General features: G+C 71.1%; 24 protein-coding genes. 11 read left to right on the top strand and 13 right to left on the bottom strand.

The genetic code is table 11. From position 1 onward, the window contains the following. Positions 1 to 250: 250 nt before the first annotated feature. Positions 251 to 847 (top strand): hypothetical protein, encoded by a 597-nt coding sequence (locus NAMU_RS08970; protein WP_015747087.1) that lies wholly within the window; start codon positions 251 to 253, stop codon positions 845 to 847. A 102-nt stretch (positions 848 to 949) separates the two neighbouring features. Next, the gene (locus tag NAMU_RS08975) at positions 950 to 1,423 is read left to right on the top strand and encodes an Hsp20/alpha crystallin family protein (protein WP_015747088.1); all 474 of its coding nucleotides are present in this window, start codon (positions 950 to 952) and stop codon (positions 1,421 to 1,423) included. A gap of 75 nt (positions 1,424 to 1,498) precedes the next feature. Here the strand turns inward: NAMU_RS08975 and NAMU_RS08980 are convergent, their stop codons facing one another. Continuing rightward, on the bottom strand, positions 1,499 to 1,972 hold the full coding sequence (locus NAMU_RS08980) for a PNPOx family protein (RefSeq protein ID WP_015747089.1): 474 nt from the start codon (positions 1,970 to 1,972) through the stop codon (positions 1,499 to 1,501). Between the two features lie 37 nt (positions 1,973 to 2,009). After that, entirely contained in the window at positions 2,010 to 2,489 is a 480-nt protein-coding gene (locus tag NAMU_RS08985; RefSeq protein WP_015747090.1) for a universal stress protein, read from the bottom strand. Positions 2,490 to 2,698: 209 nt separating this feature from the next. Between NAMU_RS08985 and NAMU_RS08990 the strand changes: the two genes are divergently transcribed. After that, on the top strand, positions 2,699 to 3,307 hold the full coding sequence (locus tag NAMU_RS08990) for a CBS domain-containing protein (protein WP_015747091.1): 609 nt from the start codon (positions 2,699 to 2,701) through the stop codon (positions 3,305 to 3,307). A gap of 92 nt (positions 3,308 to 3,399) precedes the next feature. On the opposite strand, the gene NAMU_RS08995 is transcribed toward NAMU_RS08990, so the two are convergent. Next, a complete protein-coding gene (locus NAMU_RS08995) occupies positions 3,400 to 4,293 on the bottom strand; it encodes a universal stress protein (protein ID WP_041370161.1) in 894 nt (297 codons plus the stop codon). 223 nt (positions 4,294 to 4,516) lie between these two features. Here NAMU_RS08995 and NAMU_RS09000 point away from each other — a divergent pair, with 223 nt between their 5' ends. Next, positions 4,517 to 5,638, top strand: coding sequence for a universal stress protein (locus NAMU_RS09000; RefSeq protein ID WP_015747093.1), 1,122 nt, complete (start codon positions 4,517 to 4,519; stop codon positions 5,636 to 5,638). Positions 5,639 to 5,705: 67 nt separating this feature from the next. Then, a complete protein-coding gene (locus tag NAMU_RS09005) occupies positions 5,706 to 6,746 on the top strand; it encodes a DUF2157 domain-containing protein (RefSeq protein ID WP_015747094.1) in 1,041 nt (346 codons plus the stop codon). Here the strand turns inward: NAMU_RS09005 and NAMU_RS09010 are convergent. Beyond that, positions 6,735 to 7,172 (bottom strand): hypothetical protein, encoded by a 438-nt coding sequence (locus tag NAMU_RS09010; protein ID WP_015747095.1) that lies wholly within the window; start codon positions 7,170 to 7,172, stop codon positions 6,735 to 6,737. The genes NAMU_RS09005 and NAMU_RS09010 overlap by 12 nt on opposite strands. Before the next feature lie 92 nt (positions 7,173 to 7,264). On the opposite strand from NAMU_RS09010, the gene NAMU_RS09015 reads away from it, so the two are divergent. Further along, complete coding sequence (locus NAMU_RS09015) at positions 7,265 to 8,806, top strand: hypothetical protein (protein ID WP_041368636.1); 1,542 nt, start codon at positions 7,265 to 7,267, stop codon at positions 8,804 to 8,806. A gap of 14 nt (positions 8,807 to 8,820) precedes the next feature. Here the strand turns inward: NAMU_RS09015 and NAMU_RS09020 are convergent, their stop codons facing one another. The 4 genes from NAMU_RS09020 to NAMU_RS09035 all read right to left on the bottom strand — a co-directional run bounded on the left by NAMU_RS09020 (position 8,821) and on the right by NAMU_RS09035 (position 12,316). After that, positions 8,821 to 9,819 (bottom strand): zinc-dependent alcohol dehydrogenase family protein, encoded by a 999-nt coding sequence (locus NAMU_RS09020; RefSeq protein WP_015747097.1) that lies wholly within the window; start codon positions 9,817 to 9,819, stop codon positions 8,821 to 8,823. A 97-nt stretch (positions 9,820 to 9,916) separates the two neighbouring features. Next, a complete protein-coding gene (locus tag NAMU_RS09025) occupies positions 9,917 to 11,053 on the bottom strand; it encodes a universal stress protein (protein ID WP_138180045.1) in 1,137 nt (378 codons plus the stop codon). Positions 11,054 to 11,144: 91 nt separating this feature from the next. After that, positions 11,145 to 11,405 carry a hypothetical protein gene (locus tag NAMU_RS09030; RefSeq protein ID WP_015747099.1) on the bottom strand — a complete coding sequence of 87 codons (261 nt, stop codon included), beginning with the start codon at positions 11,403 to 11,405 and terminating at the stop codon, positions 11,145 to 11,147. After that, the gene (locus tag NAMU_RS09035) at positions 11,402 to 12,316 is read right to left on the bottom strand and encodes a universal stress protein (RefSeq protein WP_015747100.1); all 915 of its coding nucleotides are present in this window, start codon (positions 12,314 to 12,316) and stop codon (positions 11,402 to 11,404) included. Before NAMU_RS09035 ends, NAMU_RS09030 begins: the two co-directional genes overlap by 4 nt. A 160-nt stretch (positions 12,317 to 12,476) precedes the next feature. On the opposite strand from NAMU_RS09035, the gene NAMU_RS09040 reads away from it, so the two are divergent. The 3 genes from NAMU_RS09040 (at position 12,477) to NAMU_RS27175 (ending at position 16,014) form a co-directional block, all read left to right on the top strand. Next, complete coding sequence (locus NAMU_RS09040; RefSeq protein ID WP_138180047.1) at positions 12,477 to 14,642, top strand: cytochrome c oxidase assembly protein; 2,166 nt, start codon at positions 12,477 to 12,479, stop codon at positions 14,640 to 14,642. After that, a complete protein-coding gene (locus NAMU_RS09045) occupies positions 14,639 to 15,175 on the top strand; it encodes a GNAT family N-acetyltransferase (RefSeq protein WP_015747102.1) in 537 nt (178 codons plus the stop codon). Before NAMU_RS09040 ends, NAMU_RS09045 begins: the two co-directional genes overlap by 4 nt. A gap of 272 nt (positions 15,176 to 15,447) precedes the next feature. Next, complete coding sequence (locus NAMU_RS27175; protein WP_015747103.1) at positions 15,448 to 16,014, top strand: single-stranded DNA-binding protein; 567 nt, start codon at positions 15,448 to 15,450, stop codon at positions 16,012 to 16,014. Positions 16,015 to 16,108: 94 nt separating this feature from the next. On the opposite strand, the gene NAMU_RS09055 is transcribed toward NAMU_RS27175, so the two are convergent. The 3 genes from NAMU_RS09055 to NAMU_RS09065 all read right to left on the bottom strand — a co-directional run bounded on the left by NAMU_RS09055 (position 16,109) and on the right by NAMU_RS09065 (position 19,418). Next, complete coding sequence (locus NAMU_RS09055) at positions 16,109 to 16,855, bottom strand: GntR family transcriptional regulator (protein WP_015747104.1); 747 nt, start codon at positions 16,853 to 16,855, stop codon at positions 16,109 to 16,111. Between the two features lie 156 nt (positions 16,856 to 17,011). Further along, positions 17,012 to 17,749: an aspartate/glutamate racemase family protein gene (locus tag NAMU_RS09060; RefSeq protein WP_015747105.1), complete on the bottom strand. Its 738-nt coding sequence runs from the start codon at positions 17,747 to 17,749 to the stop codon at positions 17,012 to 17,014. 166 nt (positions 17,750 to 17,915) lie between these two features. Continuing rightward, positions 17,916 to 19,418, bottom strand: a complete 1,503-nt coding sequence (locus tag NAMU_RS09065; protein WP_052308162.1) for an NCS1 family nucleobase:cation symporter-1 — start codon at positions 19,416 to 19,418, stop codon at positions 17,916 to 17,918. A gap of 116 nt (positions 19,419 to 19,534) precedes the next feature. Here NAMU_RS09065 and NAMU_RS29160 point away from each other — a divergent pair, with 116 nt between their 5' ends. After that, positions 19,535 to 19,861, top strand: coding sequence for a hypothetical protein (locus tag NAMU_RS29160; RefSeq protein ID WP_138180049.1), 327 nt, complete (start codon positions 19,535 to 19,537; stop codon positions 19,859 to 19,861). A 125-nt stretch (positions 19,862 to 19,986) separates the two neighbouring features. Here NAMU_RS29160 and NAMU_RS09070 read toward each other — a convergent pair whose 3' ends face one another. Beyond that, positions 19,987 to 21,276: an alpha/beta fold hydrolase gene (locus tag NAMU_RS09070; protein ID WP_015747107.1), complete on the bottom strand. Its 1,290-nt coding sequence runs from the start codon at positions 21,274 to 21,276 to the stop codon at positions 19,987 to 19,989. A gap of 228 nt (positions 21,277 to 21,504) precedes the next feature. Here NAMU_RS09070 and ettA point away from each other — a divergent pair, with 228 nt between their 5' ends. Beyond that, positions 21,505 to 23,184 (top strand): energy-dependent translational throttle protein EttA, encoded by a 1,680-nt coding sequence (gene ettA / locus NAMU_RS09075; protein ID WP_015747108.1) that lies wholly within the window; start codon positions 21,505 to 21,507, stop codon positions 23,182 to 23,184. 64 nt (positions 23,185 to 23,248) lie between these two features. Here ettA and NAMU_RS09080 read toward each other — a convergent pair whose 3' ends face one another. Next, positions 23,249 to 23,452, bottom strand: coding sequence for a hypothetical protein (locus NAMU_RS09080; RefSeq protein WP_041368642.1), 204 nt, complete (start codon positions 23,450 to 23,452; stop codon positions 23,249 to 23,251). Positions 23,453 to 23,499: the final 47 nt, after the last annotated feature.

The following is a 23,499-nucleotide window of genomic DNA, read 5'->3' on the forward strand; positions in this document are numbered from 1 at the left end:
CAGAACAGGGAGCGTTCGACGCGTTCCTCGATGGACGGAGGGCCCAAGTTGGTCGGGTTCAGGTTCAGATGACCGGATCCCGGCCGCTGCGTAGCGATCTCGTCGAACCAGCATTGCGGCAACCCGTTCCAGCCTGGCGGGCACAGGGCGGCCCCGGTCGCCGGTGGGCAGGTCGGGCCCATCGACCCTGCCCGGAGCCTCGACGATCCGCTTGGCTGGAACAGGTGGTCCGGCGGCGACAGGGGGCGCGATGGCGAACGAATTCGACGGCCAGGACGACGTGCACCCGCTCGCTCTGCCGGCGGCCCTCCGGCGCCTGGTGCGGTGCGTGGTGGTGACGATGGGGCTGCTGGTGCGGGGACGGCTGCACCAGCCACCGGCCCGGGTCGGGGATCGGCTGACCTTCGCCGACGGGACCTGTGGCCGGGTCTACCGTGAGACGGCGGTGGATCGACCGCCGTCGCTGGATCCGACGGTGCTCGTGGTGACGTTCCGGATGCGGTGGTTGAACGGCCGCGGCGGACAGGCCTACTTCCGCCTCGTCAGCCGGCTGAACACGGTTCTGTTCGCCGGGTTTCCCGGTTTCGTCACCAAACTGTGGGTGGCTGCCGACGAGCAGGACAGGTACCGCGGGCTCTACGAATGGGACGGGTCCGGCCCGGCTCGGGAGTACGTCCGGGCGTTGTGGTGGCCGCTGGCCCTGATCAGCCACCGGGACTCGATCCGCGCCCACGTGCGGCCCGGCCGCCGGCGGGACGACGTGGTCCCCGATTCGCCTCCGGCGGATGACTCCTGGTGGGCGGTGAAACGGGTAGGGAAGCCCTCGGCTACTCACGGAAGCGATTGACGGACAGAGGGTTTCGATGGACCAGGACCAAGTGCTCTACCACCCGGGTCTTCGGCGGAATACGGTCGGATCGACGGTCGGCACGCGGACAAGGAGGTCGCCATGACGACAGTGGACACCCGTCAGGTCGACGCGGTCCCCACCCAGTTCAACTGGCTGGACCGGATGTTCGACGAATGGATCAAGGCATTCCCGGCGGCCCGGAACTTCGGGCTGCACTGGCCCTTCCAGCTGGACGACGTGATCCGGGTGGACGAGTTCCAGGACGACAAGACCCAGGTGATCCGGGCCGAACTTCCCGGCATCGATCCGGACAAGGACCTCGAGATCACGGTGGCGAACGGGCTCCTGCACATCAACGCCGAACGCACGGTCGAGCACGAGACCACGGGCCAGGGATTCACCCGCCACGAACTGCGCTGTGGAAGTCTGACTCGAACCTTGCCGTTGCCGGGCGGCGCCACCGAGTCCGACATCACGGCCACCTACCAGGACGGCATCCTGGAGATCCGGATTCCCGTCGCCGCGCCGGCGGCAACCCGCGAGCCCACCAAGATCGCCGTCAGCAAGTCCTGATCCTCCGGGATCGGCCCCTCGGGCCCGGCCGGTGACGGCCGGGCCCGAGCCATGACGGGCGGACGCCGAAGCCGCTCACCGCGCGGTCAGCGTGATGATGCCCAGATCGAACGAGCGGGCGGCCGCGGACAGCTCGTCGTGGGTGGGCGCGGTGTCGCCGGCGATCACGATGCCGAGGCGCCGTTTGGTCCCCGCCGCACCGAAGCGCCCGAGGAACTCGGCGATCGTGTCGGCCACGGTGGCGGGATCATCGTCCAGAGTGGCTCGCATCCACCGCCGGTGGCCGAAACGGGTGACCTGCACGTCGCGACCGCCGCGCAGGTTGCGCCGCCAGCGGTGCTGGGTGATCACCACCAGCCGGTCGCCCAGCTCGGTGAAGCCGACAGGAATGTCGTACCGGTGACCGGTGCGCCGACCCAGCACGTGCAGGATGAGCACGGAGCCGTCCAGCCACCGGTGCAAGGGTGACCGCAGCGCCCACCGAACCAGCGGATTCACCGCAGTGATCAGCCGCTGGGGTGGCACCACCCGGTCGATCGTGGTGGTCACGCAGATCCTCCCGTCCCGCCGTTGCCGCTACGAGGAGTCAGGCCGCGAGCGTGGACTGCGGCCGATCCGGCGCAGTCCGCCGGATCACGCTCTCGTGCCCGTCGACGACGACCCGGCACCGGGCATGCCGCAGGCAGCTCGGGGCAACCTCCCCGAGAAGCAGGTCAGTGGCCGTGGTGTGTTCGTGGGCGCCCAGAACCAACATCTGGGCGTCGGCGGCAATCCGGCACAGCTCCCGGGCCGGCCGGCCATGGGTGCTGGTCTGGCGCACGGTGGGCTTGACCGGCAGCTCGGCCAGGGCGGCCGAGACCTCGTTGTGCACCATGCACACCGATCCGCGGTGCAGCTCCGGCGACGGCCCGAAAAGCAGTTCGGCCAGGTGCGATTCGCGGCAGTGCACGACCTCGACGGGCGCATGCACGCTGACCGCCTCCCGCAGGGCCCAGCGCAGAGCGGCCAGACTGCTCGGCGACCCGTCAAGACCGACCACGATGCGCCGTGGAGTGGTGGAAGCCATGCCGGTGCACCCCTTTTCCCTCGTCACCCGGGCCCGACCCGGACCGGTGTTCCTGCCCCGACGGTAACCATCGGCGCCGCCCGGAGGCAGGGACGAAGGTCCCTGGGTGGGGCGCCGGTAGCGCGGGGCCGGACACGGGACCTTTGACCGTTGACCGGACCTCGGCCGGGCCACCAGGCTGGATGGGGCAGACCCGGGCGGAGGAGTCCATGATGCAAGCACGAGATGTGATGTCCCGCCCGGTGGTCACCGTGACCCCGGCGACGACGGCCGCGGACGCGGCCAGGCTGCTGTGTGCCCACGGTTTCACGGCCCTGCCGGTGGTCGAGGGGGACGGTCTGGTCGGGATCGTCACCGAGGCCGATCTGATCGACGACCCGGGTGGGTCGCTGCACCCCCGCCCGGGCCGGCACGAGGCGGCATCCTCGGAACTACTGGTCCGGGACGTGATGAGCGCGCCCGTGCGGTCGTTGACCAAGACCGCCGACGTGGCCGACACCGCGGCGATGATGGTTCGGGACCGGATCCGGAGCCTGCCGGTGGTCGACGGTGGGCGCGTGATCGGGATCGTCACCCGCCGCGACCTGCTGCGCGCGGGGCTGGCCCACATCGACCAGGATCTGGCCGACGAGATCAGCCGGCAGCTGGCCCAGGTGGACACGCCGAACCGGTGGCGGGTCACCGTCGAGGACGGCGTGGCCGATATCGAGGACTACGGCAGCGATGTCGAGGACCGTGAACGGGCCGCCCGACTCGCGGCCGAGGTCCCCGGAGTGGCCGCCGTGCGTGCGCGGCATCAGACGCCGGATCCGTTCTGACCCGAGCGGCCGAGCATCACAGTCAATTCGAGCAGCAGTCTATCCGAGCAGGAGAAGGGCCGGGGCCGTCACCGGCCCCGGCCTTCGCCGGTTCACTCGGCGGGCGCGGACCGGACCACCACGACCGGGGCCTGGCTGTGCAGGATCAGCGAATGGCTGGTCGAACCGAGCAGCATCCCGGTGAAGCCGCCACGACCATGGCTGCCGACCACCAGCAGCTGAGCCTGCTCGGCCTCCTGCAACAGTCGCGGAACGGCCCGGCCGCTGGTCAGGACCTGGCGAACCGGAACGTCGGGGTACTTGTCGGCCCAGCCGGCCAGGCGTTCGGACAGGACCTCACGCTCCTCCTGCTCGATCCGGGCCGGGTCCACCAATGGATTCTGGAACCGGTGGGTACCGGGCACCACCACGTCATGCCAGGTGTGCACGGCCACCAGTTCCGCGCCCCGGAAGGACGCGGCCTGGAAGGCGAAGGCGATCGCGCCCTCACTGGTACCGGCCCCGTCGACGCCGACCACCACCGGTCCGCTCGTCCGTCCGTGATGGCCCCGGTGGATGACCGCCACCGGCGCCGGGTTGGTCGACGCCACGGCCAACGCCACCGAGCCCAGGAGGACGCCGTAGACGCGGTTCTCATCGCCCGAACCGACGACCGTCAGCAACGCGCGGGCCGACTCGGCGGGCAGGGCGACCGAAGCCCGTTCGTAGATGACCTTGGTGACGATGCCCAGATCCGGGTGCTCGCCCTGCAGGTCGGCCGCGACGCGACGCAGCATCTTTTCGCAGTCGTGACGCAGCCCGGACTGCAGATCGTCGGAATAGGTGGTGAATTCGGGATACCCGGCGATCGCGGGCAGGGTGAAGGCGTGCACCAGGCGCAGCTCGCAGTGCCGCCGGGACGCCTCATCGGCCGCCCAGCGGGCGGCGTCGAGCGCGACATCCGATTCGTCCACACCGACCACGATGAATTCATTGGCGATGGTCATCGTCACGCCTTTCTCCTCAGCCGACAGCGACAGGTCCTGGTTCCAGCGTGCGGCCGTCTCGGCCCCGGCCCCAGGGGCCAAGGTCCTGATCGGTGGTCGGGCGGACCCGAACTGCGCCGTCGTCCGGAATGCCTGCCGGGACGGGGCCATAAGGCCCTGGCCGGGTTCTCGGTGGTCGGGCACCGTCAGGACATCGCCAGCCTGTCGAGGGGAAGGACCCGCCATGAACCCGCTCGAGGAATCCCGGGCCGTCCACGAGGCGCAGCGTGGGGTGGTCACCCGAGCCGGTGGGGTGACCAGCCATGAGCATGCGCTGCAGCAGTACCTGGTCGCCGCGCAGTACGGCGTGACCCGCGGCGATCGCCCGCAGCCGGACGCCGCCGCCCCGCCCGCGGCACCGCCGGCCGCCCAGACCGTCGCCGACGAGAGTTCGGACCGGACCGACCGGCGGTCCGAGTACCCGGCGGGTGCCGTGGTGGTCGGCGTCGACGACTCGGCCGGCGCCCGGGCGGCGGCTGCGTGGGGCGCCGACGAGGCGGTGCGGCGACACGCCCCGCTGGTGCTCGTGCACGCCTACCGGTTGCCGGCGACCGGCGGTTTCCCCGGCTACAACCCGGTCCCGGACGATCTGCTCGAACAGCTGCGGGCCGCGGGCGACCACCTGCTCCGGCGCATCGGCGAGGAGGTGGCGGGCCGCCACCCGGACCTGCCGGTCGTCCGCTCGTTGGTCCACGGCCGCGCCGAGGTGGCGTTGCGGGAGGCCTCCGGGCAGGCGCGATTGACGGTCGTCGGCAACGCGCCGTCGTCCCGGGTGGCCGGTGCGTTGCTCGGTTCGGTGGCCCTGGCCGTGACGTCGTCGAATCCGGTTCCCGTCGCGGTGGTCCATGCCGGGCACCAGGTGGCCGACGGACCGATCGTCGTCGGCGTCGACGGGTCCCCGCTCAGCGAGGCGGCGGTGGCGTTCGCGTTCGACGAGGCCGCCCTGCGCGGCGTCGAACTGGTTGCCGTCCATGCCTGGAACGATGTCTACCTGGACTCCCGACGGTTGGAGCCGCTGCTGATCGATCCGCAGACCCTGCTGGAGCAGGAGCGGGCTCTGCTCGGTGAACGCCTCGCCGGGTGGGGGGAGAAGTACCCGGACGTCCCGGTGCGGCAGGTCCTGCTGCATCAGCGACCCGTGCAGGCGTTGCTGGGCTACGCCGACTCCGCGGGCGCGATGGTCGTGGGCAGCCACGGCCGCGGCGGGTTCGCCGGGATGCTGCTCGGGTCCACCGGACACGCGTTGGCCACCCACGGCCAGTGCCCGGTGATCGTCGTCCGGAACGCCGTCGACCGGGCCCGCTGACCCACGGCGGACCGTCCGGGACCATTTGCCCTACCGCCCGCGGGGTCGGTGGCGAGAGGGTGAGCGGGTGACTGGTCCCGGTCTGCGCACTCCGGATGTCGAACGGCTCGAGGCCGTGCTCGAGCGGTTGGTGGCGGCCGGTCGGCTGTCCGCCGACCAGGCCGTCGAGGTCCGGACCGACTATGCGGACGCCGCCCCGGCCACGCTGCCTCCGACCGAGCGAGGCGCGGCGGCCTGGCGGGCGGTGCTGCCCGAGGTGGGCGGCTATGTCGGTGGGGCCTTCGTGGTCGCGGCGGTGCTGGTCCTGCTGGGTCCGCGCTGGGACAGTCTGACTGCGGCGCTGCAGGTTTCGCTCCTGCTCGGCCCGGGGCTGCTGCTGGTGCTCGCCGCCGGGGCTCTATCGGTGACCACCCCCGGGGGCTGGCGACCGCGCGCGGCCGGGAACCCCTCTCCGCGCCGCCGGGTCGTCGCGGTGTTCCTGGTGGTTGCCGCGGTGCTCGTCGCGGGCGCCGCGGCCGTGATCGCCGGCCCGGACCTGGCCGACCGCGTCATGTCGGCCACCGCCACCGTGCTGCTGATCGGCGCCTACGCCTGGTGCCCGGCGGTGCTGACCCAGCTGGCCCTGTTGCTCTCCGCGGTGCTGACCGTCGGCACCTGGACGGCGTGGGCGGCGCACCAGCTGACCGCCACCGAGAATCCCTCCGTCGCCATCGGTGTCGCGCTGACCGTGCTGGCCGGGGGATGGCTGGCCGGTTCCGTCGGCGGGCTGGTGGCCGAACGGGCGGTCGGGGTGTTCGGCGCGTGCGCGGTGGCCTTCCTGGCCGCCGAGATCCTCGCGGTGGGCGGCGAGTCGACCGCTGCGGCCGTCGCCGGCTACCTGCTGCTGGCGGTGCTGGCCGCGGGCGGGCTCGTCGGATACGTGCGGACCCGGCTGATCGGCCTGCTGGTGGTGGGCGTGGTGGCGCTGGCGGTGGTCGTTCCGCAGGCGGTCCTGGATCTCACCGACGGGGCGATCGGTGCCGGCGGGGCCCTGTTGCTGGTCGGGATGTCCGTCATCGGGGCCAGCGTGCTGGGGTTCCGGCTGCGCCGCGGCGGCTCACCGGGATGAGCCGCTGGTCTCCGGTCGCGTGAGTTGCCAGGAACCGTCGGCGATCTCGCGATAGGGGCAGGGGTCCACATCGGCCAGGTAGGGCGTCCACCGGCGGTTGAGCACCCCACCGGGCCGCCCGGTGGGGTAGGAGTAAAAGGCCTTCTCGGCCATGATCAACTCGAATTGCCGGGGGGCCGGGACGGATCCGGGCCGGGTCAGCTGCTCGCGGACCGCTTGGGCCAGCGCCAGATCCGGAGTGATCGAGCCGGCTGTCGTCCGGATCTCCCCGGGTGGCTTGAGGTTCGGCGTCGTGCGGTCCGGCGATGGGGTGACCGATGCGACGGCGGGCGATCGCCGGGCCGAGGTGGTTCGACCGTGGTGCGCCGCGGTGACGAACCTGATCACCGCCCCCACCAGGCCGGGCGTCACCGCTGTCAGGGCCATACCACCATTTCACCTGAATCGGCAGGAAGCGCCCAGGGAACAAGGTCCTGCTCCGCGGCGCGCGGCGGCCGGGAATGTGGCTCAATGGTCAGGTGATCAGCCCGGTCCCGGACCAGTCCCCGAGCCACCGTCACCGGCGCGCGGACCGGGCGGAGGCGCCGGACCTGGCCGCGGCCGACAGCGAGCCGCTGCCGCCGTTCGCGCCGGCCCCGGTGCCCGGGCTCGTCGGGCCTATCCGGCGCAAGGTGGGTTTCGAGCTTGAACTCGGCCTGGATCTGGCCAAGGGGCGGGTCCTGAGCGCGCCGACGACTTCGGCGAAGTCGAAGCAGCCCAGCAAGGAATATGCGTCGTCGGGGCGTCCGCTGCGGGCCGAAACCGACTGGCTCCTGGAGAGCAGCGAGGAGGACGAACCGCAGTCAGGAATGCAGCGGTCGAAGGATCAGACGATCACCAAGGGCGAGACGATCCGGTCCGGGGCGGGGTGGCGGCTCACGCCGGACGGCGGGGACGGCAATTGGTACCCGGAGTTCATCACGGATCCGGTCGACGAGGACAAGCAGCCCGATCGTCTGCCGCAGATCATGCAGCAACTCGGCACCACGGTGACCAAGGAATGGAGTGACCTGCGGCCCGGGCAGTACCTCGACCAGGGCCGAGGATTCGTGATCGGCTGGGCTCCTCAACAGAGGCGCAAGGGCCTGGCCGCCAACATCCATATCACGGTCGGGGTTCGCCCGGACCGCCTGATCGACCTGATGGGCACGCTGGTCCAGCTGGCCGGCGGAACCAAGGGCAAGAAGAAGAAGCTGCAGCCGTCTCTGGACGAGAATGCGGACGACGGCGCGCCTTCGCTGGCGATCGACCGGTCGACGCTCCAGATCCTGGACCGGGCGGTTCAGCAAGGACAATCGGCCCCGGGCGATCCGGTGTACCAGGGGCTGGTGGCATTGATGGGCACCTACGTCGCCGGGGAGTTGCGCATCCTCGATCGGCTCGACGACGTCATCTACGAATTGAAGCCCTACGGCTTTCACCGGCTCATCGACGCCGCCGACCTACGGGAGTTCCTGCTCACCGGCACGATCACCAACGCCGAATCGCTCGGCTTCATCGTGAAGTCTCACCGGACTTTCGACGCCTTCGCCAAGGAATTGCGCGAGCACCTGGCGGAGATGGGGCCGGCCGCGGCCAAGCTCAATGTGCCGATCCTGAGCCGGTCGAGTCTGGCCGAGCTGCGCAAGGCCACGACGATCGCCGCGTTCGGTCCGTTCCTCGATCACGTGCTGGCGGCCGCCGGTCGGACCAGTCAAGAATCCACGCTGCCGCTGTTCCCACTGGGCATCGCCAACCCCAAGAGGACCCGCACCATCGAGGCCCAGCCGACGATCACGATCGAACAATGGGTGAAGTCGGTCTTCGACGGACGGAATCTGACGTTCACCGACGAGACGAAATCGTTCGAGTCCGTCGGGCCGGTGTTGGGCACATGCTTGTGTTTCTGGGAGACCCGGGCCGACGGCGCGGTCATCGAGATCCGGGCCCTCGACGGGGACCGGCCGGTGGAGCCGGCGAGGTGGGATGGGCTGGCCAAGGACGTCGTCGGCATGATGCGCAGCCTCAACGACACCAGCTGATCGGAGCGGGCCGGTCAGTGGTACAGCACCGCCGCCCCGCCGAACCGCCCGTGGGCCAGATCGGCCAGCGCGGCCGGGGCCTGGGCCATTGGATACCGGTGGGTGGTGGCCGTGATCCCGAAGCGGGCGCTGAGCCGGAGGAACTCCTCACCGTCGCGTCGAGTGTTGGCCGTGACGCTGCGCAGTCGCCGTTCCCGGAACAGCTCCCGCTGATAGTTCAGGGCGGGAATGTCGGACAACCAGATGCCGGCGACGGCCAGGGTCGCCCCGGAGTCCAAGGCGCGCAGGGCCACCGGGACCAGGTCACCGGCCGGCGCGAACAGGATCGCCCCGTCCAGCGGCTCCGGCGGCTCGTCGGTCGCGTCTGCCACGGAGTCGGCGCCCAGCTCGCGGGCCAGGGCCCGGTTGTGCTCGCCCCGGGTCAGCACGTGCACCCGCAGGCCCAGCTGCAGGGCGATCTGCGCGGTTAAATGGGCACTTCCGCCGAAACCGTAGATGCCCAGACGTCCACCGACCGGGACCTGTGCGACCCGCAGGGCGCGGTAGCCGATGATGCCGGCGCACAGCAGGGGAGCGGCCTGCTCGTCCGAGACCTGCTCGGGCAAGCGGTAGGCGAACCGCTCGTCGACCAGACACTGGTCGGCGTAGCCACCGTCGACGTCCCAGCCGGTGAAGGTCGGCTCCGCGCAGAGGTTCTCATCACCCCGGCGGCAGTAGCGACAGGTCTGATCGGTCCGGGCGAGCCAGGCCACGCCCACCCGCTCGCCGACGGCGAATCGGGTGGCTCCGGGGCCGAGCGCGTCCACCCGGCCGACGACCTCATGGCCGGGAGTGACCTCGGGTCGCCGGGGCGGCAGATCGCCTTCGGCCAGGTGCAGGTCGGTGCGACACACCCCGCAGCACGACACGGCTACCCGGACCTGACCGGGTCCGGGTACCGGGGCCGGCCGCTCGATCCGCCGCAGCGGCCCCTGGTCGATCGGCGCGCACTGTTGCACCACCCACGCCTGCATGGCCCACCGACCCCTTCGCTCGCCCGGCCCCGGATCCATTGTCCCGGCATCATTCCGATCCGGGCGGGCTCCGGACGGTGAACGGTCGCCCGGGCGCTCAGGCGGAGGGCCGACGGATGACGATCACCGGACAGTGCGCGTGGGAGGCTAGGGCGTGGCTGGTCGAACCGAGCAACATGCCGGAGAACCCGCCTCGGCCGCGGCTGCCGACAACCACCAGCTGCGCGGTGCGGCTGTGTTCGAGCAGCGCGGTCGTGGGCCGCTGGTGGCGAAGCTCCCGGTGCACCACCACATCGGGATACTTCTCGGCCCAGCCGGCCAGTCGCTCGCTGAGCAGCGCCCGCTCCTGGTCCTCCAGCGTGCGCGGGTCGACCAGCAGCGGCTGCAGACCCTGGTTGTCCAGATACACGTCGTTCCAGGCATGCACGGCGATCAGGTCCACGCCCCGCAGGGCGGCTTCGTCGAAGGCGAACCCGACCGCGGCCTCGCTCAGCGGCGAACCGTCGACCCCGACCACGATCGGGCCGCGGGCCGGCGCCGACCCGCTGGGAATGACGGCCACCGGGACCGGATTGCTGGACGTGACGGCCAGGGCGACCGAGCCGAGCAGCACGCCGGTGAAGCGGGACGGTGGAGCGTTGCCGACGACGGTGAGCTGCGCGTGCTCGGACGCCTCGCGCAGCGCGACCACCGCGGACCCGTGATGCAGGGAGGTCATGACGGTCATCGACGGGTGGACGACCCGCAGATGGTCCGCGGTGTCGGCCAGCAGCCGGGCTCCGGCCGCCCGCAGCTGATCCAGGTAGTCGGTGGGCACGAAGTCGTAACCGGGGTAGGCGCCGACCGTGGGCAGGTGGTAAGCGTGCACCAGCAGCAGCGGGGCCAGGCGCCGTGCCGCCTCGTCGGCCGCCCAGCCGGCGGCCGCATCGGCGCCGGCCGACCCGTCGAGACCGACCACGATCGCGTCCCGGGGAAAGCGCTGGTCGGGCAGCCGCGGCGCGGGTTCGGTCGACGCCGAGGGCGGATCGCCCGCCTTGGCATCCTCCGGTACGGTTGCCGCCCGGCCGGTGGGCCCGGTGGGCCCGGTGGTGGTGGCGATGGGGTGGCCGGCCCGGATCTGGGCAGCGATGAGGTACCGCTCGACGGCCCGATCGTGCGGTGACACGCCGCCCGAGCGGGCGGCCACATCGCTGATTGCCTCGCGGTTGGCCCGGTAGTTCTCCGACGAAGTCATGATGCCGTCCCTTCCGCGCAACCCCGCTGCCTGCGAATTCAGCATGACGTCGGGTCCATTCGGTGAGCAGAGGCGAAGGTCCTCCGGCAGTTCAGGAGCCCTCGCCGGTCCCGACGGCGTCCTGTGCGGTCTGCTCCCGTAGCCGCCGGATGCGTTCCTTCAGACCGGTCGCCGTCGCACCGGTGCGCCCGACGAGCTCCTCGGCCAGCACGTCCAGCGTGTCCAGCCGCTCCTCCGGATCGATGTCGTCGGCGGCCAGCGCGTCCAGCCGCGCCGCGATCGCGCTGTCGTCCACCGGTCGTTCCCAGTCGACCGCCTGGGCGCGCGTCGGGTGGTGGGGGTGCTCGCTCATCGCGCCTCGGCGAAGCGGCGGGCGGAGGCCGGCACCACCAGCACCGGGCCGGTGCCCGCGGCGATGATGTCGTGGCTGGTCGACCCCAGGATCAGGCCGGCCATCGAGCCATGGCCACGATTGCCGACCACGGTCAGCTGGGGTTGGGGGTGGCCGGTCAGGTCGGCGAAGCGGGCCAGGCAGTCGGCCACCCGGCCATTCATCAGCATCGGCGTCACCCGCACCTCCGGGTACTTCTCGCGCCATCCACACAGCTGCTCGGCCAGCACCGCCTGCTCGCTTTCGATCTCCACCGGCAACGGCTGGACCGGGCGGCGCGCGAACCCCTGATGGCCGACGACCCGGTCACCGGCCAGCACGGCCACCAGCTCGGCGTCGCGCCGGGCGGCCTCGTCGAAGGCCAGGTCGATCGCCGGTTGGTTCCCGCCGCGCGGATCGACCCCGACCAGCACCGGGCCGGTCGCCGGGACGGCGCGGTGCGGGATGACCGCGACGGGGGACCGGGCCTGCGAGGCCAGGTGCAGGGCGACCGACCCGACCAGCACCGCGTGCAGGCGCCCGGTGCCGCGGGTACCGACCACGGTCAGCACCGCCGACTCGCTGGCCGCGACCAGGGCCGTCCGCGGATCCCGGGCCAGAAAGCGGCCGGTGACCACCAATCCGGGGTGTCGCGCCTGGAGGCGATGGGTGGAGCCGCTGACCATCTCGACCCCGGCCCGCTCGGAACGAACAAGGTATTCGCCGGCGTCGGGAACTCCGGGGAGCCCGGCCGGGTACGGCGCGCACGCGGTCAGCACGACCAGCTCGGCGTGTCGCCGGTCGGCCTCGGTGGCCGCCCACTCCGACGCCACGGCGGACTCGGGAGAGCCGTCGACGCCGACCACGATCGTCGATGACACGGTTGCGGACATCGGTGTCCTCCTGCGGGTTGGCCGGACACGGCGCTTCGCCGCCTCCTGTCCCCAGGCTCGCCGTCGCGCCGAAGGATTCACCAGGGTCCTTGGTCACTCGTCGCGGGCCTGGGGAAGGCGGCGGGTCGGGTCGGCCGCATCGGCGACGTATCGTGATCTCGTGCCGAAGTGGACGTCGCCCGACGCCGGTGACGTGACACCGGAGGAGCTGACCGAGGGTCAGCGCCCGGTGACCGACCCCACCCCGCCGTCGACCACGGAACCGGTGCCGATCTCGAAGACCCCGATCCCGAACGCGACACCGACCGCGGACCCGACGGTCACGGACCCGGGTCGCGACCGGAGCGACCCGTGGTCGGTGACCGCGGTGGTGCTGGCCGCCGCGGCCATCGCCCTGTGCGTCGCCGCCGGACTGGCCGCCATCGCCCCACCCCGGGTACAGGTGGCCGGGCTGCCGACCGCCGGGGAGTTCACCGATCTGGCGCTGCCGGCGGTGAAGGCGATCGTCGACTTCGCGGCGGCGGTCACCGTGGGCTGGCTGCTCGCGGCGGCCTGGCTGGCGCCGGCTCAGCGCAACGGCTTCCTGGACGTCGGCGGCTACCGGGCGATCAAGGCCGCGTCGCTGTCCGCGACGGTGTGGGCGGTCGGCTCGTTCGCGCTGATCCCGCTGATCCTGTCGGACACCCTCGGGCGGCCGGTCAACCAGTCGTTGTCCGCGGACTGGGTGATCAGTGGCATCTCCGCGCTCAACAGCGTCCGGGCCGCGCTCATCGCGGGGATCGCCGCACTGCTGATCGCCATCCTGGCCCGGGCCGTGCTGCACCCCGGGTGGGCGGCCGTATTGCTGGTGCTGGCCCTGGTCGCGCTGGTGCCGCAGGCCGACTCGGGTCATTCGGCCTCGTCCGGCGATCACGACGTCGCCGTGGACAGCATGATCTACCACCTGGTCGGGATCAGCCTGTGGGTCGGCGGGCTGGTCGCCTTCCTGGGCCTGGCCCGGCAACGCGTCGCCCATCTCGACGTCGTGGCCCGGCGGTACTCCAGCATCGCGCTGGTTGCCTTCATCGCCGTTGCGGCCTCCGGATTCGGCAACGCCTGGCTGCGGATCACCTACCTGTCCGACCTGTGGACGACGCCCTACGGCCGGCTCGTGCTGCTCAAGGCCGGTCTGCTGACCGTGCTCGGAATCATCGGCTACCTGCACCGGCGGCACACCCTGCCGGCCGTCGCTCGCGGCGAGCGGCGCCCGCTGATCCGGTTGGCCGTGGTCGAGGTGTTGATCATGGCGGCCACCATCGGGGTCGCGTCCGCGCTGGCCCGCACGGCCACGCCGCCACCGAGCGGCGCCGCCCCGTCCGACCTGGAACTGGCGCTGGGGTTCTCGCTGGACGGTCCGCCGACGCCACTGAGCCTGGCCCTGGGCTGGCGGTTCGACTGGTTGCTGGGCACCGCCTCGGTCGTCGCCGCCGTGCTGTACCTGATCGGGGTGCGCCGGCTGCGCCGCAACGGCGTGTACTGGCCGCCGGGACGCACGGCCGCCTGGCTGGTCGGCTGCGCGATGCTGCTGATCGCCACCTCCTCCGGCCTGGCCCGGTACGGCATCGCCGAGTTCTCGATGCACATGATCGAGCACATGGTGCTGGGCATGGTCGCGCCGATCCTGCTGGTGCTCGGAGGCCCGGTCACGCTGACGCTGCGGGCGCTGCCGGCGGCCGGCCGGGACCAGGTGCCGGGCTTGCGGGAGGGCATCGTGTCGGCGATGCACAGCCGCTTCGTCCGGTTCGTGACCCACCCGATCGTGGTGTTCGTGCTGTTCGTGGTGTCGTTCTACCTGCTCTACTTCACCCCGCTGTTCGAGATCATGATCACCTCGCACGTGGGCCACGTGCTGATGAGCGTGCATTTCCTGGTCGTCGGGTACCTGTACTACTGGGTGATCATCGGGGTGGACCCGGCGCCGCGGCAGCTGTCGCCGTTCGTCAAGCTGGCCATGCTGCTGGGGGCGCTGCCGTTCCACGCGTTCTTCGGCCTGGCCCTGATGAACTCGCACACCGCGATGGCGGCCGACTACTACACCGGACTGGGCCTGCCCTGGGTGACCGATCTGGTCGCCGAGCAGCGTCTGGGCGGGGCGATCGCCTGGGGGGCCACCGAGATCCCGATCATCATCGTGATGATCGCGTTGCTCTCGCAGTGGGCCCGCAGCGACGAGAAGGAAGCGCGCCGGTCCGACCGCAAGGGTGACCGGGGCGCCGACGAGGAGCTCGACGCCTACAACCGGATGCTGGCCCAGCTCGCCGAGCGGGACACGCCCGGACGCTCATGACGGTGCGAGTCCGTCCGGAAACCCCGGCCGACGCGGCCGCCGTGCAGGCGATCATCGGTGCGGCCTTCCCGGCGGTGGACGGCCGGGTGCTGGAGGTCGGACTTAACGACGAGCTGCGCACCGATCCCGACCGGATCCCCGACCTGTGCCTGGTCGCCGACCGGGACGGGGTCGTCGTCGGCCAGCTGACCTGCAGCTACGGGACGCTGACCGACCCGGCGCCGGCCGGCGCCACCCGCCGGTTGGTCGGGGTGGGCCCGGTGGCCGTGCGCCCGGCCGATCAGGGCACCGGCGTCGGCCGGGCCCTGCTGGCCGACTTGATCGACCGGGCGGCCCACCGGGCAGAGCTTGCCCTGGTGCTGCTCGGCGACCCGGCCTTCTACGGCCGTTTCGGCTTCCGGCCGGCGGCCGAGGCGGGCATCACCGCGCCGGACCCCGCCTGGGGCGAGCATTTCCAGGCCCTGGTCCTGGCGCCGGGGCGCCCGCGGCTGACCGGCACCTTCCGCTACGCGGCGCCCTTCGAGCGGCTCTGACCTCGGCGCTCGGCTGCACCCCGCGCCGCACCCCGCACTGCGGTCCACGCGGCGGTGTCGGGCGTTGGGGTGATGTGCGTCGGGCTATGCGCCTGGGGCTATGTGCGTGGGGTTGGTGGCGCAGGGGCGGCCGGACCCCGCCGGTCGGGTTGTCCACATGTCCGAATCTCATCCACATTGCCGTCTCGACACTCGCCGGCGCCCCGGCCGGCTGGCAGCGTCGGGACCGACACCGGGCGACCGGCCCGGCTCGAGAGTCGAGGGGCGAACACATGAGTCATGCAGCGTCGATCACGCTGGTCGGACGGGCCGGCACGGACCCGCAACTGTCCTCCGGTCCCACCGGTGACCGGGTCAGCCTGCGGGTGGTGGCCACCGAGCGCCGGTTCGACCGGGGGATCCAGGAATGGGTCGATGGTGACGAGTTCGGGGTCAGCGTGGTCTGTTGGAAGGCCCTGGCCACGGCGGTGCTGGGTACCGTCCGCCGGGGTGACCCGGTGATCGTGTGCGGGCGCATCGCCACCCGCCGGTTCGACAAGGACGGCGTCACCCAGTACTTCACCGAGATCAAGGCGGACGCGATCGGCCTGGACGTGGCCAAGGTCGGCGGTCGCATCGCCCGCCGGAGCACCGACAGCTGGACGACCGGCGGCGCGGCCGCGGAATCCCGCGAGGAGGCGGCCACCGACCAGGAGGCGGCCAACCGCGGCGCCCCGGAGGCGGCCCCGGCCGATTCCGATGAGACGCTGCCGCCCGAGCGGTATGCCGACGAGGATCCGTGGGGCCTGCGCGACACCGCGTCGGTCGAGCGGGGCGGCGAACTGGTGGGCAGCGGCTGAGCGGCGGCCCGGGTCCGGCCCGAATCAGCATCAGTTCGTGCCCGGTCCGAATCGGCGCCGGTCCGTGCCCGGTCCGTGCCCGGTCCGCGTCCGGTCAGCCGGCGGGTGAGTCGAACAGGTCGGTGGCGGACAGGTCGGAGACGGTCGTCTCGAGTTCGTCCAGGTGCTGGCGGGTGATGCGCAGCAGTCGCGCCCGGTCCCGGGCGACGAACGCGTCGAGCATGTCGCGGTGCTCGCCGTGCAGCTCGTCCCGGTCCCGCTGGCGGATGTGGGCCATCGGCTGGATCGGCTCGGTGATGTTCCAGACCAGCTCGATCATGTGCATCAGCCGGGGCATCCGGCACGGCGTGGCCAGCGCGAAGTGGAATCGGCGGCTGTCGCGCTGGTAGGCGCGGTAGTCCCGGTTCTGCATCGCTCGGTCCAGGGCGTGCAGGGCCTCGGCCGCCTCCCGGTCGTCATCGGGTCCGGCCGAGTCGATCGCGGCCGACAACGCGGCGATCCCCAGCACCCCACGGACGATGTAGAGCTCGCGGAACTCCTGGGGGGTGAGCCGGGCGACGGTGTACCCGGCTCGTGGCTGGTGGTCGACCAGGCCCTCGCCGATCAGAGTCTTGAGCGATTCGCGGATCGGGATCCGGCTCACCCCGAACAGCTCGGCGACCTCGTCCATCGGGACCTGAGTGCCGGGGGCGACATCACCGGACAGGATCGCCCGTCGCAGCTCGGTGAGGATGGCCTGCTGGGACAGTCCGGCCCGCTCGGCTCGCAGGATGCCCATCAGCGGGGAGTGGGTGGATGCGCGCGCATTCACATCGGGGCCGTTCGGCGGGGCAGCAACCATCCGGTCATTGTCCGCCCGAACCGGACCGGCGGCGCCCCAACCCCGCCCCGGCGGGTCCGGCGGTGTGGTTCGGGCCGTGTGGTTCGGGCGGTGGCGTTCGGGCGGTGGGGTCTGGTTCGGTTGCGCGGTGCGAAGGGTCTCGGCGACCGGGGCCGGTCAGCGCTCGACGGTGAAACCGTCGAGCAGGCCGACGTACTGCTTGACCGGCGGGGCCGCGTACTCCGAGCGGGTACTGGTGGCCAGGCCCATGGCCACCAGCGACTCGACGGTGCGGGTGGCGGCGGCGACGCCGTCGACGACCGGGACCCCGACCTGGTCGGTGATGTACCGGCACAGGTCGGCCATGCCGGCGCAGCCGAGCACGATGACGTCGGCCTGGTCGTCCTCGACGGCTCGCTTGCACTCCTGGGTGATGGTCTCCCGGGCGGAGGATCCGGGGATCTCCAGGTCCAGCACCGGGATCTCGCAGGCGCGGACGTTCTTGCAGAAGCCGGCCATGCCGTAGCGGTGGGCCAGTTCCCAGGCTCGCCCGGCGGTCCGGCCCAACGTGGTGACCACGCTGAACCCGCGGCCCAGGAAGCTCGCGGTGTGCATCGCCGCCTCGGCGATGCCGATCACCGGACCCCGGGCCAGCTCGCGGGCCGCGTCCAGGCCGGGATCGCCGAAACAGGCGATGACGTACCCGTCGACACCCTCGGCCTCACCGAGGGCGATCTGCTCCAGCAGCCCGGGCACGGCCAGCGCCTCGTCGTAGTGGCTCTCGATGGAGGCCGGGCCCATCGTCGGGTTGACCGCCTGGATGACGGTGCCGGGCGCGGCCACCGCGGTGGCGCAGGCGCCGATCTTCTCGGTCATCGAGGCCGTGGTATTCGGGTTGATCACCTTGATGAGCACAGCGGGGTCCTTGTTCGTCGAGGGGCGGGGCGTCGCACGGGAGGAAGAGCGGCGGAACGGAAGGAAGAAAGGCAGCGGAGAAGGAAGGGGAGCGAACCGGCTCGCCGCCGGCCGGATGGTCCGGCCAGCGGCGAGCCACCCCCGAGCGGGCGGGTCGGCCCAGCGGTCAGGCGGCGGTGCCCATCTGCTCGGCCGTCGGGTAGTTGGCCTGCACCGAGAACAGCTTGCTGCCGACCATGTAGAGGACGAAGCCCAGCCCGGCGCCGATGAACCAGGTGTAGGTCGCGGCCTCGGTGGAGGCGAAGAAGACGACCAGCACACCGGCCAGGGCGGCGACCGCGGTGGCCACGACGGCGACCGGGTTGTAGCCCTTGCGGTAGTGGTAGGTGCCGTTCGGGCTCAGGGTGTACAGCGCGTCCACGTTCACCCGACGCCGCTTGACCAGGTAGTAGTCGGCGATCAGGACGCCGTACAGCGGGCCGATGAAGGCGCCCAGGATGTCCAGCGTGTAGTGGATGGTCTGCGGCGAGTTGTACAGGTTCCACGGGGTGATCAGCACGGAGCCGATCGCGGCGATCATGCCGCCCATCCGCCAGGAGATCTTCTGCGGGTTGACGTTGGAGAAGTCGAAGGCGGGGGAGACGAAGTTGGCCACGATGTTGATGCCGACGGTGGCGATCATGAAGGTCAGCGCGCCCAGGATGACGGCGTAGACGTTGTCCAGCCGGGCCACGGTGTGCACCGGATCGATGATCAGCTCGCCGAACACCGGCCGGGTGGCCGCCGCGGTCACCACGACCAGCAGCGAGAAGACCAGGAAGTTGACCGGCAGACCCAGGAAGTTGCCCTTCTTGACCGCGCCGAACGACTTGCCGTAGCGGGCGAAGTCGCCGTAGTTCAGCATCGGGCCCGAGAAGTAGGAGACGACGAGGGCGATCGCGGACAGCAGCACGGGGATGACGGCCCAGCCGGTCAGGGTCAAGCCGCCCTCGGCCAGGTTGAAGTCGATGTTCTCCCAGCCGGCCGCGGCGACCAGGTAGATGGCCAGCGCGAACATGACCACGTACACGGCGGGTCCGCAGAAGTCGATGAACTTGCGGATGGCCTCCATGCCCCGCCAGAAGACGACGGCCTGGGCGACCCACATGATCATGAAGCCGATCCAGCCCAGCAGCGACAACCCGGCAAAACCGTGCTGCGCGGTCTCGGCGTAGGGCGCGAGCCCGGGCCAGAGCTTGATCGCCAGCAGGACCAGCGCCACCGAGGCCAGGTAGGTCTGGATGCCGTACCAGGCCACCGCGATGAGGCCGCGGATAATCGCGGGGATGTTCGCCCCGAGCACGCCGAAGGAGATCCGGGAGGCGACCGGGTAGGGAGTGCCGGTGGCCTGCGAGGGCCGGGCCACCAGGTTGCACAGGAAATACACGATGGTGATGCCGACCAGCAGGGCGACCAGCACCTGCCAGGCGGCCAGGCCCAGGGCGAACAGGCTGCCCGCGGTGACGTACCCGCCGACGCTGTGCACGTCGGACATCCAGAAAGCGAAGAAGTTGTAGGAACCCCAGGTCTGCTTGCGCAGCGGGGCCAGGTCCTCGTTGGTGAGCCGGTCGTCGTAACCGGGCTTGATCACCCCCGCGCCGGCGGGATGGTCCGGGGTGATGTCGTGCATGGACAGATGATGGTGCTCGGCGACTGCTCCCGCGACGGGGGTGTCGGTCACCTGCTTGTCGGTCATGCTCTGCTCCTACGGATCGACAACGGGCCGGGCGCGACTACGGGCACCGGATGACGGGAATGGTGTGCGACATCGACGAAATGTTCTCGAATTGCCTGGTTCATTTTCGCCAGGCGGCTTTCGAGGCGTCCGGGATTTCGTTGGGATCAGCATCCAACGGCCCGGCCATTCAGGCAAGATATATCCGCCGGGGCGGTCCAGATATATCCCCCGAGTGCCGGTCGGCGGCGCCGGCGCGGCCGACCGGTCCCTGCGGACCGGCCGGCGGCGGCGCCAGAGATCCGGTGTTTCCCCAGTTCAATGGGTTCGATCGCGGGGACGGGGTGGTGGTGGCCGCGCCGCGGCGGGGCCGGGCGATCGGGTCGGTGGCCACGTGACGCGAACGTTTCCAATCCGTTTCCAATTCTCGTTCGCGTCCGAACAAATCCGATTTCGCCCCGGCGTCATATGCTCCGAATGATTCGGTAACAATTCGGAAACACCCGGGCCCGCTCGCGCCCGATCAGCTGCCGCGGACGGTTCGCAACGATTCGAGAACGTCCAGATAGGCCGAGGTGTTGCTCTCCGCGCTGGCGTGGTGCCCGCCGGGGATCAGGGCGATCTGCACCATCAGGCCATGCTCGTCGGCCAGCCGGCGCAGGGTCTGCTCGGCCGCGGACACCCGGACGACCCGGTCGTCGGTGGCCTTTTCCGGGCGCAGGTAGACGATGCGGGTGCCGGCCCCCAGATCGGCGGCGATGGCGTCGATGTCGGTGCGGCGGATGACTCCGTACTGATCCTTGATCAGCTGGGTGGAGACGCCGGGGCCGTCGATCTTGTCCCGCCACACCTGGACGACCTTGTCGGTCAGCTCGGCCCAGCGCACGTCCACGAAGGGGAACCGGCCGGCGGACCACTGCCGTTGCTGCGCCAGCACTTCGGCGGTCAACCGCAGTCCGACCCCGCCGTCGGTCTGCAGTGCCTCGGACAGGCCGGTCAGTGCGTCCGCCTGGGTCCGGCCGGAATCCCGCACGTCGGCGACGGACAAGGGCGTGCAGTCCAGGTAGATGGTGCCCAGCTGGGGCGGAGCGGGCGGTTGCCCCGACGTCGAGCCGTCGGTGTCGGTGTCGGTGCGGGTGGCGGCGTCGGGTCCGGCGGCCCGGCCGGCGAAGGTGGTGACGGGGATCGGACCGGTGGACCCGGACCTGACCTGGGCCGGGATCGGTCGGGCGTCCGGGGTGGGCTCCGCCGCCCGGGACGAGCGCCAGTCGTGTTGGCTCTGACGCAGGTGCCGGGCCAGGGCGAGCACGACGTCGCCGCCCATGCTGCTGCCGAAGAAGTCGACCCGGTCCGGCTGGGTCCGGCTGATCAGCGCGTCGAACTTGTCCTGGATGTCCCGGTCGTTGATGCCGCTGCCGTACACCAGGCTGAACACCCGGGTCGGGCTCTGGCCGTCCCGGTCGGAGCCGGCGGTCAGGGCCGGCCGCAGGGCCAGGGCCGGTCCGGTGCCGCTCTTGCGGTTCAGGCCGCCGGCCACCACCACGATCGGGCCGCCGGTCTCGTCGGCCCGGTCCGGGTCCGGTCCGACCGGCACGAACTGGGCACCGGCCGACGGCCAGAAGAGTTGGTCGGCCAGGTACTGGTCGGTCTTGAGCAGGCCCCAGAGGCCGGCCAGCAGGCAGCCGATGATCATCGGCGAGTACCACCAGGCGGCTCGCCGGCGCGCCCGCCGGCGGGCGCGATCCAACCGGCGTTGGGCGCGCACCGCGGGCGAGTCGTACTCGCTGGGCGGCACCGGGGACAGCGGCGCCATGACCCTCCTTGACCATCTCTTTACCTTTGAGACAGTGTGCCCGCTGTCGGGGTCCTCGACACAGGGGTCCGGCGGTGACGCCGCTCTCCCGCGCGGCGCGACCACCCCATCGGGTCCGGCACACTGTAGGGCGGCGCCGCACCGCCGACCGCGAATCCTGCGGCCGGGGGATTGCGCTGCGGGCCGACGCTGGATCGCCGGCGGACATGTGTGTGAGAGGAATCCGAATTGCCCGAATTTATTTACACGATGAAGAAGGCCCGCAAGGCCGTGGGCGACAAGGTCATCCTCGATGACGTCACCATGTCGTTCTACCCGGGCGCCAAGATCGGCGTCGTCGGCCCGAACGGCGCCGGCAAGTCGACGATCCTGCGCATCATGGCCGGCCTGGACACCCCGAGCAACGGCGAGGCGTTCCTGACCCCGGGCTTCACCGTCGGCATCCTGCAGCAGGAGCCGCCGCTGGACGAGACCAAGACCGTGCTGGAGAACATCCAGTCGGCCTTCGGCGAACTCAACCTCAAGATGGCTCGGTACGAAGAGGTCGCCAAGCTCGCCGAGACCGACTATGAGAACGAACAGCTCATGGCCGAGATGGGCGACCTGATCGAGGAGCTGGACCATGCGGGCGCCTGGGACCTGGACGCCAAGATCGACCAGGCCATGGACGCGCTGCGCTGCCCGCCCGGCGACTCGGCGGTCGACTACCTCTCCGGCGGTGAGCGGCGCCGGGTCGCGCTGTGCAAGCTGCTGCTGCAGGCCCCGGACCTGCTGCTGCTCGACGAGCCCACCAACCACCTGGACGCCGAGTCGGTGCAGTGGCTGGAGCAGTTCCTGAGCTCCTACGAGGGCGCCGTGCTGGCCGTCACCCACGACCGGTACTTCCTGGACAACGTCGCCCAGTGGATCGCCGAGGTGGACCGCGGCCGGCTGATCCCGTACGAGGGCAACTACTCCACCTACCTGGAGAAGAAGGGCGAGCGGCTGCAGGTCGAGGGCCGCAAGGACGCCAAGCTGGCCAAGCGGCTCAAGGAGGAACTGGCCTGGGTCCGCTCCGGCGCCAAGGCCCGCCAGGCCAAGTCCCGGGCCCGTCTGCAGCGGTATGAGGAGATGGCCGCCGAGGCCGAGCGCACCCGCAAGCTCGACTTCGAGGAGATCCAGATCCCGCCGGGCCCGCGCCTGGGCTCGATCGTGGTCGACGTCAACGGCCTGCGGAAGGGCTTCGACGACCGGGTGCTGATCGACGGGCTGTCCTTCACCCTGCCCCGCAACGGCATCGTCGGGGTGATCGGCCCGAACGGGGTCGGCAAGACCACCCTGTTCAAGACCATCGTCGGGCTGGAGGAGCCGGACGACGGCACGGTCAAGGTGGGCGAGACGGTCAAGCTGTCCTACGTCGACCAGAGCCGCGGCGGGCTGGATCCCAAGAAGAACGTCTGGCAGGTCGTCTCCGACGGGCTGGACTACATCAAGGTCGGCAACGTCGAGATGCCCTCGCGGGCGTACGTCTCGGCGTTCGGCTTCAAGGGTCCGGATCAGCAGAAGCCGGCCGGGGTGCTCTCCGGCGGCGAGCGGAACCGGCTGAACCTGGCGCTGACCCTCAAGGTCGGCGGCAACGTGCTGCTGCTCGACGAGCCGACCAACGACCTGGACGTGGAGACCCTGGGTTCGCTGGAGAACGCGCTCGAGCAGTTCCCCGGCTGCGCGGTGGTCATCTCCCACGATCGCTGGTTCCTGGACCGCACCTGCACGCACATCCTGGCCTGGGAGGGCACCGACGACGACCCGTCGAAGTGGTTCTTCTTCGAGGGCAACTTCTCCGACTACGAGAAGAACAAGATCTCCCGGATGGGCGCCGAGGCGGCCCGGCCCCATCGGGTCACCCATCGCAAGCTCACCCGGGACTGACCCCGGCATGACGAAGGCGCCGCCGGAGCAGATCCGGCGGCGCCTTCGCGGTGGTCGGGCGGGTTCAGCTGGCGAACACGCACCGGGCGTTGGTGCAGCGCCAGCCGGCCCGCTCGGTGGGCTCGGTGAACGAGCCGCAGGTCGGGCAGGCGATCGGCGCCCCGATCTTGAGCAGGGCGGTCGCGTAGGCGGAATCGTTGGAGGCCACCCGCCGGGGGTGGCGCTCGTCATGGTCGGTCATCGGTTCGTACTCCGATCGGTCGGTCATCGCGGGGGCATAGGTCAGACGTGTCATCGGCCGCGGCGTTGGTTGCG

The organism is Nakamurella multipartita DSM 44233 (assembly GCF_000024365.1).
Lineage (GTDB): Bacteria > Actinomycetota > Actinomycetes > Mycobacteriales > Nakamurellaceae > Nakamurella > Nakamurella multipartita.